General features: G+C 53.5%; 13 protein-coding genes. 12 read left to right on the top strand and 1 reads right to left on the bottom strand.

Annotation, left to right across the window (positions count from 1 at the left end):
• Nucleotides 1-117: 117 nt before the first annotated feature.
• The 11 genes from miaB (at nt 118) to PGR29_RS08750 (ending at nt 13,326) form a co-directional block, all read left to right on the top strand.
• Nucleotides 118-1,542 (top strand): tRNA (N6-isopentenyl adenosine(37)-C2)-methylthiotransferase MiaB, encoded by a 1,425-nt coding sequence (gene miaB, locus PGR29_RS08800; protein WP_045381508.1) that lies wholly within the window; start codon nt 118-120, stop codon nt 1,540-1,542.
• Between the two features lie 156 nt (nt 1,543-1,698).
• Nucleotides 1,699-2,745, top strand: coding sequence for a PhoH family protein (locus PGR29_RS08795; RefSeq protein WP_087860232.1), 1,047 nt, complete (start codon nt 1,699-1,701; stop codon nt 2,743-2,745).
• Nucleotides 2,742-3,215 (top strand): rRNA maturation RNase YbeY, encoded by a 474-nt coding sequence (ybeY, locus tag PGR29_RS08790; protein WP_087860233.1) that lies wholly within the window; start codon nt 2,742-2,744, stop codon nt 3,213-3,215. The genes PGR29_RS08795 and ybeY overlap by 4 nt, the downstream gene beginning before the upstream one ends.
• A 158-nt stretch (nt 3,216-3,373) precedes the next feature.
• Nucleotides 3,374-4,252: a CNNM family magnesium/cobalt transport protein CorC gene (gene corC / locus PGR29_RS08785; RefSeq protein ID WP_015704743.1), complete on the top strand. Its 879-nt coding sequence runs from the start codon at nt 3,374-3,376 to the stop codon at nt 4,250-4,252.
• Nucleotides 4,253-4,274: 22 nt separating this feature from the next.
• Entirely contained in the window at nt 4,275-5,813 is a 1,539-nt protein-coding gene (gene lnt / locus PGR29_RS08780) for an apolipoprotein N-acyltransferase (protein ID WP_316424416.1), read from the top strand.
• A 428-nt stretch (nt 5,814-6,241) separates the two neighbouring features.
• Nucleotides 6,242-7,153 carry an amino acid ABC transporter substrate-binding protein gene (locus PGR29_RS08775; protein WP_087860235.1) on the top strand — a complete coding sequence of 304 codons (912 nt, stop codon included), beginning with the start codon at nt 6,242-6,244 and terminating at the stop codon, nt 7,151-7,153.
• A 163-nt stretch (nt 7,154-7,316) separates the two neighbouring features.
• Nucleotides 7,317-8,057, top strand: coding sequence for an amino acid ABC transporter permease (locus PGR29_RS08770; protein ID WP_087860236.1), 741 nt, complete (start codon nt 7,317-7,319; stop codon nt 8,055-8,057).
• Nucleotides 8,057-8,731 carry a glutamate/aspartate ABC transporter permease GltK gene (gene gltK, locus PGR29_RS08765; RefSeq protein ID WP_045381494.1) on the top strand — a complete coding sequence of 225 codons (675 nt, stop codon included), beginning with the start codon at nt 8,057-8,059 and terminating at the stop codon, nt 8,729-8,731. Before PGR29_RS08770 ends, gltK begins: the two co-directional genes overlap by 1 nt.
• On the top strand, nt 8,731-9,456 hold the full coding sequence (locus tag PGR29_RS08760; protein ID WP_015367722.1) for an amino acid ABC transporter ATP-binding protein: 726 nt from the start codon (nt 8,731-8,733) through the stop codon (nt 9,454-9,456). Before gltK ends, PGR29_RS08760 begins: the two co-directional genes overlap by 1 nt.
• Before the next feature lie 363 nt (nt 9,457-9,819).
• Nucleotides 9,820-11,493 carry a ShlB/FhaC/HecB family hemolysin secretion/activation protein gene (locus PGR29_RS08755; RefSeq protein ID WP_316424415.1) on the top strand — a complete coding sequence of 558 codons (1,674 nt, stop codon included), beginning with the start codon at nt 9,820-9,822 and terminating at the stop codon, nt 11,491-11,493.
• Nucleotides 11,494-11,532: 39 nt separating this feature from the next.
• On the top strand, nt 11,533-13,326 hold the full coding sequence (locus tag PGR29_RS08750; RefSeq protein ID WP_213317391.1) for a filamentous hemagglutinin N-terminal domain-containing protein: 1,794 nt from the start codon (nt 11,533-11,535) through the stop codon (nt 13,324-13,326).
• A 44-nt stretch (nt 13,327-13,370) separates the two neighbouring features.
• Here the strand turns inward: PGR29_RS08750 and PGR29_RS08745 are convergent, their stop codons facing one another.
• Nucleotides 13,371-13,853, bottom strand: coding sequence for a zinc ribbon-containing protein (locus PGR29_RS08745; RefSeq protein WP_087860422.1), 483 nt, complete (start codon nt 13,851-13,853; stop codon nt 13,371-13,373).
• A 226-nt stretch (nt 13,854-14,079) separates the two neighbouring features.
• On the opposite strand from PGR29_RS08745, the gene leuS reads away from it, so the two are divergent.
• On the top strand, nt 14,080-16,662 hold the full coding sequence (gene leuS, locus PGR29_RS08740) for a leucine--tRNA ligase (protein WP_015704739.1): 2,583 nt from the start codon (nt 14,080-14,082) through the stop codon (nt 16,660-16,662).
• Nucleotides 16,663-16,667 lie beyond the last annotated feature (5 nt).

Raw genomic sequence — 16,667 nt, 5'->3', positions numbered from 1 at the left:
GCGGGGGATCGTGGTCGCACTGGTCAGGTGGCAACCAAAGCATTACAATGCGTACCCTGCAAACGAATTCTAATTCTTAACTTATACCCGTCTTTATAATTGAGCATGAGCAAGTCGATGACAAAAAAACTCCATATTAAAACCTGGGGCTGTCAGATGAACGAATACGATTCATCCAAGATGGCCGATCTGCTGGATGCCACCCATGGGTATCAACTCACAGAAGTGGCCGAAGAAGCGGACGTGCTGCTGCTCAACACCTGCTCAATTCGCGAGAAGGCGCAGGAAAAAGTGTTCCATCAGCTTGGCCGCTGGAAACTGCTGAAAGAGAAAAAACCCGGCGTGATTATCGGCGTCGGCGGCTGTGTTGCCTCCCAGGAAGGCAAGCTGATTCGCCAGCGCGCCCATTACGTTGACATTATTTTTGGCCCGCAGACGCTGCACCGCCTGCCGGAGATGATCGACGCGGTGCGCAACAACCATAAACCGGTTATCGACGTGAGCTTCCCGGAAATCGAAAAATTCGATCGTCTGCCGGAACCGCGCGCCGAGGGGCCGACCGCCTTCGTTTCCATCATGGAAGGCTGCAACAAATACTGCACTTACTGCGTGGTGCCCTATACCCGCGGTGAAGAAGTAAGCCGTCCGTGCGACGATATTCTGTTTGAAATCGCCCAACTGGCGGCGCAAGGGGTGCGTGAAGTCAACCTGCTCGGGCAGAACGTGAACGCCTGGCGCGGCGAAAACTACGACGGCACGACCGGCAACTTTGCCGATCTGCTGCGTCTGGTCGCCGCCATCGACGGTATCGACCGTATTCGCTTCACCACCAGCCACCCGATTGAGTTTACTGACGATATCATCGAGGTCTATCGCGATACCCCTGAACTGGTGAGCTTCCTGCATTTGCCGGTGCAGGCCGGTTCCGATCGCGTACTGAACCTGATGGGCCGTACCCACACCGTGCTGGAATATAAAGCGATTATCCGCAAGCTGCGCGAAGCGCGCCCGGATATTCAGATTAGCTCCGACTTTATCGTCGGCTTCCCGGGCGAAACGACGGAAGACTTCGAAAAAACCATGAAGCTGATTGCCGAGGTTAACTTTGACGTCAGCTACAGCTTTATCTTCTCTGCCCGCCCGGGCACCCCGGCGGCGGATATGGTCGACGATGTCTCTGAAGCCGATAAAAAACAGCGCCTGTACATTCTGCAGGAGCGTATTAATCAGCAGGCGATGGCGTGGAGTCGCCGCATGCTCGGCACCACCCAGCGTATTCTGGTAGAAGGCACGTCGCGTAAGAGCCTGATGGAGCTCTCCGGGCGCACCGAGAACAACCGCGTGGTGAACTTCGAAGGTACGCCGGATATGGTCGGTAAATTCGTCGACGTGGAAATCGTCGATGTCTACACTAACTCACTGCGCGGCAAAATTGTCCGCACCGAAGACGAGATGGGGCTGCGCGTCGTGGAATCGCCGGAATCGGTCATTGCGCGTACGCGTAAAGAAAACGATCTGGGCGTCGGCATCTACCAGCCGTAATCCCCGCAGGCCTGTCGGTTCCGACAGGCCTTGTATTTCCCCTCCTCGCCCCTATATCTACAGCAATGCTTGCGCCATATTCCCGTGACGTGAATAATTTCCTTATTGGCCGGATGACGAACGCCCTCCGGCAACACGCGTAATAAGAGGAACAGTTTGAACATAGAAACCCGTGAAATTACCCTGGAGCCAGCGGACAACGCCCGCCTGTTAGGGCTGTGCGGCCCGTTTGACGACAACATCAAACAGCTGGAGCGCCGGTTGGGTATTGAGATCAACCGCCGCGACAATCATTTTAAACTGACCGGCCGCGCCATCTGCGTGCACGCCGCGGCAGATATTCTGACAAGCCTGTATGTTGATACCGCGCCAATGCGCGGCCAGATTCAGGATATTGAACCGGAACAAATCCACCTGGCTATTAAAGAAGCCCGGGTGCTCGAGCAAAGCGCCGAGAGCGTGCCGGAATACGGCAAGGCCATCAATATCAAAACCAAACGCGGGGTCATCAAACCGCGTACGCCAAACCAGGCGCAGTACATCGCCAATATCCTCGACCACGACATTACCTTTGGCGTCGGGCCTGCGGGTACCGGTAAAACCTACCTCGCGGTTGCCGCGGCGGTAGATGCCCTGGAGCGCCAGGAAATTCGCCGTATTCTGCTGACCCGTCCGGCGGTCGAAGCAGGCGAGAAGCTCGGCTTCCTGCCGGGCGACTTAAGCCAGAAGGTTGACCCGTATTTGCGCCCGCTGTATGACGCGCTGTTCGAGATGCTCGGCTTTGAGAAAGTTGAGAAGCTGATTGAGCGTAACGTCATTGAAGTCGCGCCGCTGGCCTACATGCGCGGGCGTACGCTGAATGACGCCTTTATCATTCTCGATGAAAGCCAGAACACCACCATCGAGCAGATGAAGATGTTCCTGACCCGTATCGGCTTTAACTCGAAAGCGGTTATCACCGGCGACGTTACCCAGATTGACCTACCGCGCAATACCAAATCAGGTCTGCGTCACGCCGTTGAAGTGCTGGCGGAAGTCGATGAAATCAGCTTCAACTTCTTCCACAGCGAAGACGTGGTGCGCCACCCGGTGGTCGCCCGCATCGTCAATGCCTATGAGGCATGGGAAGAAGCCGAACAAAAACGTAAAGCAGAACTGGCCGCCGAGCGCAAACGCGAAGCCCAGGAACAGGAGCAAAAATGAGTCAGGTGATTCTCGATTTACAGCTGGCCTGCGAAGACACCGGCGGTCTACCGGACGAAGCCCTCTTTCAACGCTGGGTGGATGCCGTCATCCCGCAGTTCCAGGAAGAGTCAGAGTTAACGATTCGCCTGGTCGATGTCGCCGAAAGCCACGAGCTGAACCTGACCTATCGCGGCAAGGATAAGCCGACTAACGTCCTCTCCTTCCCCTTCGAAGCCCCGCCGGGCATTGAGATGCCGCTGCTCGGCGATCTGATCATCTGCCGCCAGGTGGTTGAACAGGAAGCCAAAGAGCAGGAAAAACCGCTGGAGGCCCACTGGGCGCACATGGTCGTGCACGGTAGCCTGCACCTGCTGGGCTACGATCATATCGAAGACGACGAAGCGGAAGAAATGGAAGGCCTCGAAACAGAGATAATGCTTGCTCTGGGCTATGAGGATCCGTACATTGCCGAGAAGATTGCTGAATAGTAACTTGCCGGATGACGGCGCGAGCGCCTTATCCGGCCTACATTCATGCGTATCCCAAGCCTGATAAGCGTAGCGCCATCAGGCGAAACATGCCGTACGACGCTGAGTTTACGCGCGACGAGCGACAATTAAATCAACACGAGAACCCATACGACGCCATGAGCGACGACAATTCACACAGTAGTGACACAGTAAACAGCAAAAAGGGATTTTTCTCCCTCTTACTCAGCCAACTTTTCCACGGTGAACCGAAAAACCGTGATGAATTATTGGCGCTGATCCGTGACTCCGGGCAGAACGAGCTTATCGATGAAGATACGCGCGACATGCTCGAAGGGGTAATGGATATCGCCGACCAGCGCGTCCGCGATATTATGATCCCGCGTTCGCAAATGATTACCCTGAAACGCAACCAGACGCTGGACGAATGCCTCGATGTCATCATCGAATCCGCCCACTCGCGTTTCCCGGTCATTAGCGAAGATAAAGATCACATTGAAGGGATTCTGATGGCTAAGGATCTGCTGCCGTTTATGCGCAGCGACGCCGAAGCTTTCAGCATGGAAAAAGTGTTACGCCCGGCGGTTGTCGTGCCTGAAAGCAAGCGGGTTGACCGCATGCTGAAAGAGTTCCGCTCGCAACGTTATCATATGGCGATCGTCATTGACGAGTTCGGCGGCGTCTCCGGTCTGGTAACTATCGAAGATATTCTTGAGCTTATCGTCGGCGAAATCGAAGACGAATATGACGAAGAGGAAGATATCGATTTTCGCCAGCTAAGCCGTCATACCTGGACGGTACGCGCGCTGGCATCGATTGAAGACTTCAATAAAGCCTACGGTACCCACTTCAGCGATGAAGAGGTCGATACCATCGGCGGACTGGTGATGCAGGCCTTTGGTCATCTCCCGGCCCGCGGCGAGTCGATTGACATTGATGGTTACCAATTCAAGGTCGCAATGGCTGACAGCAGACGTATTATTCAGGTCCATGTAAAGCTTCCTGATGATGCGCCGCAGCCGAAGCTGGAAGACTAATTTAACGGGACGATTAACCTAAATGGTATTTGCCTCTTTACTTGAACGCCAGCGCGTACGTCTGCTGCTGGCGCTGTTATTCGGAGCCAGCGGAACGCTGGCTTTTTCACCTTACGACTTCTGGCCGGCGGCAATTGTCTCGCTCTTTGGCCTGCAGGCGCTCACTCTCAACCGTCGCCCGCTACAAAGCGCCTGGATTGGCTACTTCTGGGGGCTGGGGCTATTCGGTACCGGCATCAATTGGGTTTACGTTAGCATCGCGCAGTTCGGCGGCATGCCGGGCCCGGTTAACGTTTTCCTCGTTGCCTTGCTGGCGGCCTATTTATCGCTGTATACCGGTCTGTTCGCCGGGATCCTCGCGCGACTGTGGCCGAAAACCAACTGGATCCGTCTGGCCATCGCCGCGCCTGTCATCTGGCAAATTACCGAATTTCTCCGCGGCTGGGTGCTGACCGGTTTCCCGTGGCTGCAGTTCGGCTATAGCCAGATTGACGGCCCGCTGAAGGGGCTGGCGCCGGTGATGGGCGTTGAGGCGATAAACTTTCTGTTGATGATGGTCAGCGGCCTGCTGGCGCTGGCAGTCGTACAGCGTCACTGGAAACCGCTGCTGGTGGCGATAGTGCTGTTTGCCCTGCCCTTCCCGCTGCGTTATATCCAGTGGTATCAACTGCTGCCTGAACGGGCGACGGAAGTCTCTTTGGTGCAGGGCGATATTCCGCAGGCGATGAAATGGGATGAAAACCAGCTGGTAAACACCCTGAAAACCTATCTCGATCTCACCCAGCCGCATATGGGTAAATCGCAGCTGATTATCTGGCCGGAGTCGGCGATTCCGGATCTGGAAATCAATCAGCAGCATTTCCTTAGCATGGTTGATGACCTGATGCGGGCAAAAAATAGCTCGTTGATTACCGGTATCGTCGATGCGCGGCTCAATAAACAAAACCGCTACGATACCTACAACACCATCATCACGCTGGGTAAAGATAACCCGTACAGCTACGACTCGAGCAATCGCTATAACAAAAACCATCTGGTGCCGTTCGGCGAATTCGTACCGCTGGAGTCGATTTTACGCCCGCTGGCGCCATTCTTCGATTTGCCGATGTCCTCGTTCAGCCGCGGACCTTACGTGCAGCCGCAGCTGGTGGCGCATAACCTGAAGCTTACGGCGGCAATTTGCTACGAAATTATTCTCGGCGAACAGGTCCGAGATAATTTCCGCCCGGATACCGATTATCTGCTGACCATCTCCAACGATGCGTGGTTTGGTAAGTCGATAGGCCCGTGGCAGCACTTCCAGATGGCGCGGATGCGCGCGCTGGAGCTGGCGCGCCCGCTGCTGCGCAGCACCAACAACGGTATTACCGCCGTTATTGGCCCTCAAGGTGAAATTCAGGACATGATCCCGCAGTTTACCCGCGCGGTGTTGACCACCAAAGTCACGCCAACCACCGGCCTGACGCCGTATGCCCGTACCGGCAACTGGCCGCTGTGGGCGTTAACCGCCCTCTTTGGCTTTGCCGCGCTGGTGATGAGCCTGCGCCAGAGTCGACGCTAATCTTTTCCGCCGGGCAGCCGCCCGGCCTGCTCCCGGCGGCATTCGTCGCCGGCGGGTCTTCCCCGCTTTACGCTCTCCAGCGCCAATCTGGCACGTCCATTGCTTAATTTCATCCCTGTAGGCGATTTTGACCGCGGTTGTACCGGGGTTGCACCGAAAGCGTTCGCACTTCGCGCCAGGTTGGTGCAACAACCCATTTTTGCCCACAAATGGTGCGGAGCACTTCGCAAAAATAAACAATAAAGCATCAAAATCTTTACATTAAGCCAAACTAAATGCTAACAAGCTCATACAAATACTGCACTTTAAGATTGCAGACGATTCCCGAAAGCGCCGCCTTACCGCAGTGCCGGAAGGAATAACAACACATACACACAATCACAATGGGTATCACTAGCGTCCCTGGCGTTAAGGATAAGGAGTTGGATATGCAATTACGTAAACTGGCCGCCGCAATGCTGGTCATGGGAGTGACCGCCGGTCTGGCGCACGCTGAAGATGCCGCCCCGGCCGCAGGTCAGAGCACGCTGGATAAAATCGCTAAAAACGGGGTGATCGTCGTCGGCCACCGCGAATCGTCAGTACCATTCTCCTATTACGATAACCAACAAAAAGTGGTGGGTTACTCTCAGGATTACTCCAACGCTATCGTTGAAGCCATCAAGAAAAAGCTGAACAAACCCGACCTGCAGGTGAAACTGATTCCAGTCACCTCGCAGAACCGCATCCCGCTGCTGCAGAACGGCACTTATGATTTCGAGTGTGGTTCCACCACCAACAACCTTGAGCGTCAGAAGCAGGCCGCCTTCTCCGATACCATTTTCGTCGTCGGCACTCGTCTGCTGGTGAAAAAAGGTGGCCCGATTAAAGACTTCCCGGATCTGAAAGACAAAGCGGTGGTCGTTACTTCCGGTACCACCTCGGAAGTGCTGCTGCATAAGCTGAACGACGAGAAGAAAATGAACATGCGCATCATCAGCGCGAAAGATCACGGCGACTCCTTCCGCACTCTGGAAAGCGGCCGTGCGGTAGCCTTTATGATGGACGATGCCCTGCTGGCCGGCGAGCGCGCAAAAGCGAAGAAACCGGATAACTGGGAAATCGTCGGTACGCCGCAGTCAAAAGAGGCTTATGGCTGCATGCTGCGTAAAGATGACGCATCGTTCAAAACGCTGGTCGATGACACCGTCGCCCAGGCGCAGACCTCCGGCGAAGCGGCAAAATGGTTCGACACGTGGTTCAAGAACCCGATTCCGCCGAAAAATCTGAACCTGAACTTCGAACTGTCAGAAGACATGAAGGCGCTGTTCAAATCACCGAATGACAAAGCTCTTAACTAATTAAAAAAACAGGGGCTCGACTAAGTAGCCCTCCCGATTGTTGCCTTCGCACGGACAGACTATACGGTGGCTGGTCGTTCCCCAGCCGCCGCGAATACCGAAACAAGCAGGGCAACAATCTTCGAGGGTAGCGCTGCTACCCTTTTTTTTCTGGAGTTTATTTATGTCAATAGACTGGAACTGGGGAATATTCCTGCAACCCGCCCCGTTCGGCAACACGACTTACTTAGGCTGGTTATGGAGCGGCTTTCAGGTTACCGTCGCGCTGTCGATTAGCGCCTGGATTATCGCTTTCCTTGTCGGCTCGCTGTTCGGCATTCTGCGTACCGTCCCTAACCGCTGGTTAGCCGGGATCGGCACCTGCTACGTCGAGCTGTTTCGCAACGTTCCACTGATCGTACAGTTTTTCACCTGGTACCTTGTTATTCCGGAATTTCTGCCGGAAAACATCGGCATGTGGTTTAAGTCAGAGCTGGATCCCAATATCCAGTTCTTTGTCTCCTCAATGCTGTGCCTCGGGCTGTTTACCGCTGCCCGCGTCTGCGAACAGGTTCGCGCCGCGATACAGTCTCTGCCGCGCGGGCAAAAAAATGCCGGCCTGGCGATGGGGCTGACCCTGCCGCAAACCTATCGCTACGTGCTGCTGCCGAACGCCTATCGCGTTATCGTGCCGCCGATGACCTCGGAAATGATGAACCTGGTAAAAAACTCGGCCATCGCTTCTACCATCGGCCTGGCGGATATGGCGGCGCAGGCCGGCAAGCTGCTGGATTACTCTGCCCACGCCTGGGAATCCTTTACCGCGATCACCCTCGCCTATGTCTTCATCAACGCCGTCATTATGCTGGTGATGTACGTGGTTGAACGTAAAGTTCGTCTGCCGGGCAATATGGGAGGCAAATAATGTACGATTTTGACTGGAGTTCAATTGTCCCTTCCATGCCCTACCTGCTGGCAGGATTGGTCATTACGCTGAAAATCACCGTCACGGCGATTATATTCGGTATCGTCTGGGGTACGATTCTGGCGGTGATGCGCCTGTCGAGCTTCCTGCCGCTGGCGTGGTTCGCCAAGACCTACGTTAACGTTTTCCGCTCGATTCCGCTGGTGATGGTGCTGCTGTGGTTCTATCTGATTGTTCCCGGCTTCCTGCAAAACGTGCTGGGACTGTCGCCGAAAACCGATATTCGCCTGATTTCGGCGATGGTGGCATTTTCAATGTTTGAAGCGGCCTACTATTCGGAAATTATTCGCGCCGGGATCCAGAGTATTTCCCGCGGTCAGTCGAGCGCCGCGCTGGCGCTGGGGATGACCCACTGGCAATCGATGAAGCTGGTGATTCTGCCGCAGGCCTTCCGCGCAATGGTCCCGCTGCTGTTAACCCAGGGTATCGTCCTGTTTCAGGATACCTCGCTGGTGTATGTCCTGAGCCTGGCCGATTTCTTCCGTACCGCTTCCACTATCGGCGAACGCGACGGAACCCAAGTGGAAATGATCCTGTTCGCAGGCGCCGTTTATTTTGTATTTAGTCTCAGCGCATCGCTGTTGGTCAGCTGGTTGAAGAAAAGGACTGTGTAATGATTACCCTGAAAAATATTTCGAAATGGTATGGTCACTTTCAGGTGCTGACCGATTGCTCCACCGAAGTGAAAAAAGGCGAAGTGGTGGTAGTTTGCGGGCCGTCTGGCTCCGGTAAATCGACGCTGATTAAAACCGTTAACGGCCTTGAGCCGGTGCAGCAAGGCGAAATTATCGTTGATGGCACTCAGGTTAACGATAAGAAAACCAATCTTGCTAAACTGCGTTCCCGCGTCGGTATGGTATTCCAGCACTTTGAACTGTTCCCGCACCTGTCGATCATCGACAACCTGACGCTGGCGCAGATTAAGGTTCTCAATCGCGATAAAGAATCTTCGCGTAAAAAGGGACTTAAGCTGCTGGAACGCGTGGGTCTGGCGGCGCATGCGGAAAAATATCCGGCGCAGCTTTCCGGCGGCCAGCAGCAGCGTGTCGCGATCGCCCGCGCGCTGTGCATGGATCCGATAGCGATGCTGTTCGATGAGCCGACTTCAGCGCTTGACCCGGAGATGATCAACGAAGTGCTGGATGTCATGGTTGAGTTGGCTAACGAAGGTATGACTATGATGGTGGTGACGCACGAAATGGGCTTTGCCCGTAAAGTAGCCAACCGGGTCATCTTTATGGATGAAGGTAAAATTGTCGAAGATGTCGATAAAGAAGCCTTCTTTGCCAACCCACAATCAGAACGCGCTAAAGATTTCCTTGCCAAAATCCTGCACTAAAATCCCAGCGCGCACGTCATGTGCGCGCTTTCTTCCCCTGCGGTATTTGCATACATATATTAGTGGTTTATTTTAAGCTTCCTTCTATCTGGCAAATAAATAATTCAACCTCCTCGCCTAATAATTCACATTCTAAATTAGTTTAATTCATATAAAATTCAGTTTCCTTCGCATGGCTAAGCGTTACCGCCACCGCTAACATACCCCCCTTTAAAAACGACCTCAGGAAATACGTCTCTACATAACATTATCAACAATAAAAATAATATTTTTATAGATGACCCTATGGGCTTAATTACGCTACGCCTTGAGCGCGCTTAAACAACGGCATACACACTCAATGAAACAAATGGATCTTGCTTCATGTTTAATAAACACAATCTGCTTCACGCTCTACTAATTTTATTATTATGCCAGCATCAGGCTATTGCCAGCACCATTGCCTCGGCCACAACGAATCAAAACGAGCAGGATAAAGCGCGTCAGGCGGCGCTGACGCCACAGCATCAGGCCGCCCAGGCTTCACAAATTAATACCGACCGGCAAACGCTCACCTTTCCGGAGGAAGAAAACTGCAGGCTCATCAATAATATTTATATCGATTCTGCCGAGCCGAAGCTCACTCATCAGCTTCTGGACAACCTTACAGCTCAGGCTCTGCATCGTTGTCTGGGGATTAACGGCATTCAGCATCTCGCCATGGCATTACAAAATGAGTTAATCGCCTGGGGTTATATCACTTCATTGGTGACCATCCCGGAACAATCATTGGCGGAAGGGACATTAAGGCTCGAGCTGGCTTATGGCAAAATCGGTGAAATACTCTGGTCAACCGCAAGTGAGCAAACCACCAGCATCTGGAACAATATCCCCGCCAGCAAGGGAGATATTCTGCGCCTCTCCGATCTCGAACAGGGGATGAAAAACCTGCGTCGCCTGCCGGGAAGCTCAGCGAATATGCAAATATTGCCGGGACAGCGAGAGGCGGAAAGCAATCTGCAGCTTACGCGGCGTCTGGATAAAAAGTGGCAGGTCGGCGCCTGGATGGATGATGCCGGCAGCCGCGCCAGCGGCCGCTATCAGGCCGGCGGCGCGCTCTATCTTTATGATATCACCACGCTCAACGATATATTCTATGTCTCCGGCGGCGGCGATATTGAATTTAATCAGCATAATGACGGCAACCAGAATGGGAGTCTGTATTATTCGATCCCTTTCGGCTATTGGGCATTAAGTCTTTACGGTTCGCAGAGTCAATATAGGCAATTGTTCAAAGGCGCCTGGTCGCAAACGGACTATAAAAGTAAAAACCGCTACTACAGCGCGACGCTGTCGCGGCTCCTGTCACATACTCGTCAACAGCAAACGTCGCTGGATTTACGCATCGCCAAAAGCTCATCACATTACTACTTTGGCGGAGAGGAACTCGGGGTGATGCGCAAACAGAACCCGACATGGGAGCTGACGCTCCGCCAGCAACGCTACTTCGATAAAAAAGTCGTCGCCGCCAGCCTGGGGCTGCAACGCCGCCTTCCATGGCTAAGCTCCGTCGCCACGCCCGAAGAAAAAGCGGGCCTGTTCAGTAAGCGTTCACGTGTCGTACATGCCGATTTACAGGCTTTGATGAAATTCGATGTAACCGGCGATAAATTTAGTTACGCACCGCATGTTAATGCGCAATATAGCCCGGACATCCTCTCTTCGGACAACCAATTTAATATTGGCAACCGCTGGACGGTCCGTGGATTTGATGGCGAATATACGCTCTCCGGCAATCAGGGCTGGTACTGGAGTAATGATTTCATCTGGGATATCGCCGGCCCGGAACAGCAATTTTATTTAGGATTAGATATTGGTCGTATTATTGGCAGTGAACAATATCGGCAAGGAAAAGTTATTTCAGGTGCGGTTAGCGGATTACGTGGCAAGCTATTGTTCACACAATATGATCTTTTTATCGGCACGCCGCTAAGTAAACCGGATAACTTTCAGAGCGACTCACTTAATCTGGGCTTCGCATTGAAATGGAAGTATTAAAACCCACGTATTATCAATCATATTTAAAGGAATAAATTCATGTTTAAGTTTAAATTAACCTATGTTGCGTTAGCAGCGGCGTTAAGTTCTACGATAGCGTACGCCGACCCAACGACTTACACCCATCTGTCAGGAGCAACGGTTGTAGATATTGAAGCCCCTAACGCCGCCGGCGTCTCGCACAATCTGTATCGCGAATTTAACGTAGGTAGCAATGGATTAATACTCAACAACAGCGACAGCGATATCAATCACGCGACTTTTGGCAATATTGCTAAAAACAATAATCTGACCAACGGCGGCGCATCGGTGATCCTCAATGAAGTCACCTCAAATAAAGCCAGTTCCCTGAATGGTTTTATTGAGGTCGCCGGACTAAAAGCCGATGTCGTGATTGCCAACCCCAATGGCATTACCTGCTCTGGTTGTAGTTTCGTTAATACCAACAAGGCGGTATTAACCACAGGCCAGGTCAATATGACCGATGAAGGCGCTATCGGCAGCTATACCATCACCGATGGCAAAATTACTATTGGCGAGAAGGGCATGGATGCCACCACCAGCTATGCCGCATTGCTGGCTGATGCCGTCGCCATCAATGGCATGGTCAACGCAGGTAACGCCACGGTCGGCGGCGGTAACTTCACCTTCGACAACAGCACGGGCGCCATGACTAGCGCAGGTAAAAGCGCTACCGTCCTGCAAATGATAAGTCCGGTATACAGCATTGATATCAGTAGCCTGGGCGGCATTAAAGCCAACAGTATCAGTATGGTCGGCAACAATTTGGGCTTTGGCGTACGTAACAAAGGGTCAATCACCGCCAACTCGACGCTTTCTATCACCAACAATGGATTACTGACCAACGATGGCTCCATCGCCAGCAATGGTTACCTTACCAGCATCGCCGCTTCCGGGAATTTCACGAATAACGGTACGCTGGCGACCAAGAATATGACCATGATTACAACCTATGGCGCTCTCAACAACGGCAGCAAGGGCACGATTAGTTCGACAAAGCAGCTGGTGCTCAATGCCAGCGGCAATATCCAGAACAGCGGAACGATTAGCGCGACGTCCAGTCTGGTGGCCGCCAGCAACGGGGCGATAACCAACAATGCCGGCGCGAAAATCACCTCGGATGCGCAGATTACCGCTACCTCGCTAGGTAATTTCACCAATGCCGGTACGATTAACGGTAACAACGTCGCGCTGAATTTTATTGGTACTAATTTTAAAAATACCGGAACCATCGCCGCGACCAGTAATGTCGCCGTGAAATCGTTAAATCAGGACAGCACCCTCAACACCGGTGAGATTTACAACTTAGGCAGTATTAGCGGCGCAAATATCGATATGCAAACCGACGGTACGTTGGCGCAGAGCACTGACGGCAAAATGACAGCGACAGACGCTTTTACCGCCCATAGCTATTGGTTGAATAATAATGGCGCGATAAAGGCGGCGACTATCACTACCGATCATGGTCCGGTCAACAATACGGGCTCCATAAAAGGTGACTCCATTTCAATCACATCCAGATTTGATATCGTAAATGAAGGCACCATCTTCAGCACCGGCGATCTGCTGCTGGATACGCAGAATAAAGCGAATATTTACAACTATTCTTTACTGCAGGCGAACGGCACCTTAACCATGACGGCTAAAAAGGTAGTTAACGGCGGTCGCGGCTGCGGCTGGTTAAAATTGAGTACCTGCGACGTCGGCACTATCTATGCCGACAAGATGATCCTCAACTCCTCATACAAATACGCCAGCGAGATGGGCGGATATCAATACTTTAAGATTGCGGAAATCAATACCGTTCTGTAATGACTCAGCGATGCGCAGCGCAATGCGCATCGCTGCTTTAGCGTTTACGGTTCAAATGGCCGCCGCTGGAACTGGTCATGCCCGCATTTCGGGCAGCGCGGCAGCACATCCGGGGTGTATACCGCCAGATGATAGTGGCACTTTTCGCACACCAGGTTGCCAAGGCCCACCACTTCCCCGCTGTGATAGACGCCATGGTGGTTCAAATCCTGGAATACCTCGCGCCATTCAAGCTGCGTTTTATCCGTAATATCAGCAAGCTCCTGCCACAGGCTCTCTTTGATCACCCGCATAAAGACGCTGTCGCTATCATCTTCATGGCTCTCTTCGTAGCTGCGGGCGAACTCTTCTAAATCGCGCTTTACCGCCGCGATCAGTGATTCAACCTCGCTCTGCGTCAGATCGCCGGCCTGGACTATCTTCTCCCTCGCCTGTTTCACCAGCGCGTCAATGTCACGCTCTCCATTGCGCAGCCGTTCACTGAGCGAGGAGACCAGTTCCCGGTAATATTGAGCAACCTTGTTCATCATTTCGCCTCCGGTGTGATTAACTGCTTCTAATAATAGACGTTATCAGCGGTTTGCATTGCCAGCCACGCCACAGAGTCGCGAAAAATTCTACGTCGCTTTTGCCGATGTTAATGTGCGAAAGGCTGTTTTGACGTGGACGTTTGGGCTATGCTATGCCGATCTGAAACAACACATCCATTGGCTACATTTTGTAGCTGTATTGAAAACAGGACCACTGGCTGCCATGCAAGAGCAATACCGCCCGGAAGAGATAGAATCGAAAGTCCAGCTTCACTGGGACGAAAATCGTACATTTGAAGTAACTGAAGACGAGAGCAAAGAGAAGTATTACTGCCTGTCGATGCTTCCTTATCCTTCTGGTCGACTACACATGGGTCACGTGCGTAACTACACCATCGGCGACGTCATCGCGCGCTATCAGCGCATGCTGGGCAAAAACGTCCTGCAGCCGATCGGATGGGATGCGTTTGGTCTGCCTGCGGAAGGCGCAGCGGTGAAAAACAACACCGCGCCGGCCCCGTGGACTTACGACAACATCGCTTACATGAAAAACCAGCTGAAAAAGCTGGGCTTCGGCTATGACTGGAGCCGTGAAATTGCGACCTGCACCCCGGAATACTACCGCTGGGAGCAAAAATTCTTCACCGAGCTGTATAAAAAAGGCCTGGTATACAAGAAAACCTCCGCGGTCAACTGGTGCCCGAACGATCAGACCGTGCTGGCTAACGAACAGGTTATCGACGGCTGCTGCTGGCGCTGCGACACCAAAGTTGAGCGCAAAGAGATCCCGCAGTGGTTTATTAAAATCACCGCCTACGCCGACGAACTGCTCAACGATCTGGATAATCTGGATCACTGGCCTGACACCGTTAAGACCATGCAGCGCAACTGGATCGGCCGCTCTGAAGGGGTAGAAATCTCCTTTGACGTCAACGACTACGCCGATAAGCTGACCGTCTACACCACCCGCCCGGATACCTTCATGGGCTGCACCTACCTGGCGGTCGCTGCCGGTCACCCGCTGGCGCAGCAGGCTGCGGCTAATAATCCGGCGCTGGCCGCCTTTATCGACGAATGCCGTAACACCAAAGTTGCCGAAGCTGACATGGCGACAATGGAGAAAAAAGGCGTCGACACCGGCTTTAAAGCTATTCACCCGCTGACCGGCGAAGCCATCCCGGTATGGGCGGCAAACTTCGTGCTGATGGAGTACGGCACCGGCGCGGTGATGGCCGTTCCGGGTCACGACCAGCGTGACTACGAGTTTGCCAGCAAATACGGCCTGAACATCAAGCCGGTAATCCTCGCCGCCGACGGTTCTGAACCGGATCTCTCAGAGCAGGCCCTGACCGAGAAAGGCGTGCTGTTCAACTCCGGCGAATTTAGCGGCCTGGATTACGAAGCGGGCTTCAACGCCATCGCCGACAAACTGGCCGCGATGGGCGTTGGCGAGCGCAAAGTGAATTACCGCCTGCGCGACTGGGGGGTTTCCCGCCAGCGTTACTGGGGCGCGCCAATTCCGATGGTGACCCTGGAAGACGGTACCGTGATGCCGACGCCGGAAGATCAGCTGCCGGTTATCCTGCCGGAAGACGTGGTCATGGACGGCATCACCAGCCCGATCAAAGCCGATCCTGAGTGGGCGAAAACCACCGTTAACGGCATGCCGGCGCTGCGTGAAACCGACACCTTTGACACCTTTATGGAGTCTTCCTGGTACTACGCTCGCTATACCTGTCCGCAGTACGATAAAGGCATGCTGGATCCGAATGCCGCGAACTACTGGCTGCCGGTGGATATCTATATCGGCGGTATCGAACACGCCATTATGCACCTGCTCTATTTCCGCTTCTTCCACAAGCTGATGCGCGATGCCGGTATGGTGAACTCCGATGAGCCAGCCAAACAGCTGCTGTGCCAGGGCATGGTACTGGCCGATGCGTTCTACTACGTCGGCGAAAACGGCGAGCGTAACTGGGTATCACCGATTGACGCCACCGTTGAGCGTGATGAAAAAGGCCGCATCGTCAAAGCCTTCGATCCGCAGGGTCGTGAGCTGGTGTACACCGGCATGAGCAAAATGTCCAAGTCGAAGAACAACGGTATCGACCCGCAGGTTATGGTTGAACGTTATGGCGCGGATACCGTACGTCTGTTCATGATGTTCGCGTCTCCGGCTGAAATGACCCTGGAGTGGCAGGAATCCGGCGTAGAGGGTGCAAACCGCTTCCTGAAACGCGTCTGGAAACTGGTTTACGAGCATACCTCTCAGGGCCCGGCTGTCGCCCTGGACGTGGCAAGCCTCAGCGAAGATCAGCAAGCGCTGCGTCGCGACGTGCACAAAACGATTGCCAAAGTGACCGATGATATCGGCCGTCGTCAGACCTTCAATACCGCCATTGCCGCGGTGATGGAGCTGATGAACAAACTGGCGAAAGCGCCGCAGGAAGGCGAGCAGGATCGCGCGCTGATGCGTGAGGCTCTGCTGGCCGTGGTACGTATGCTCAACCCGTTCACCCCGCATGCCTGCTTCACCTTGTGGCAAGAACTGGGCGGCGAAGGCGATATCGATAATGCGCCGTGGCCGGTAGCGGACGAAAGTGCAATGGTTGAAAACACGACTCTGGTCGTCGTCCAGGTAAACGGTAAAGTTCGTGGTAAAATTACCGTTGCGGTAGATGCAACCGAGGAGCAGGTTCGTGAACGTGCAGGCCAGGAACATCTGGTCGCAAAATACCTTGAAGGCGTGACCGTACGTAAAGTGATTTACGTTCCGGGCAAACTGCTCAATCTGGTCGTTGGCTAAGCGCG

This window comes from Klebsiella sp. 141203 (genome assembly GCF_032601985.1).
Lineage (GTDB): Bacteria > Pseudomonadota > Gammaproteobacteria > Enterobacterales > Enterobacteriaceae > Klebsiella > Klebsiella aerogenes.
This window is presented reverse-complemented; position numbering and strand designations above follow the sequence as displayed.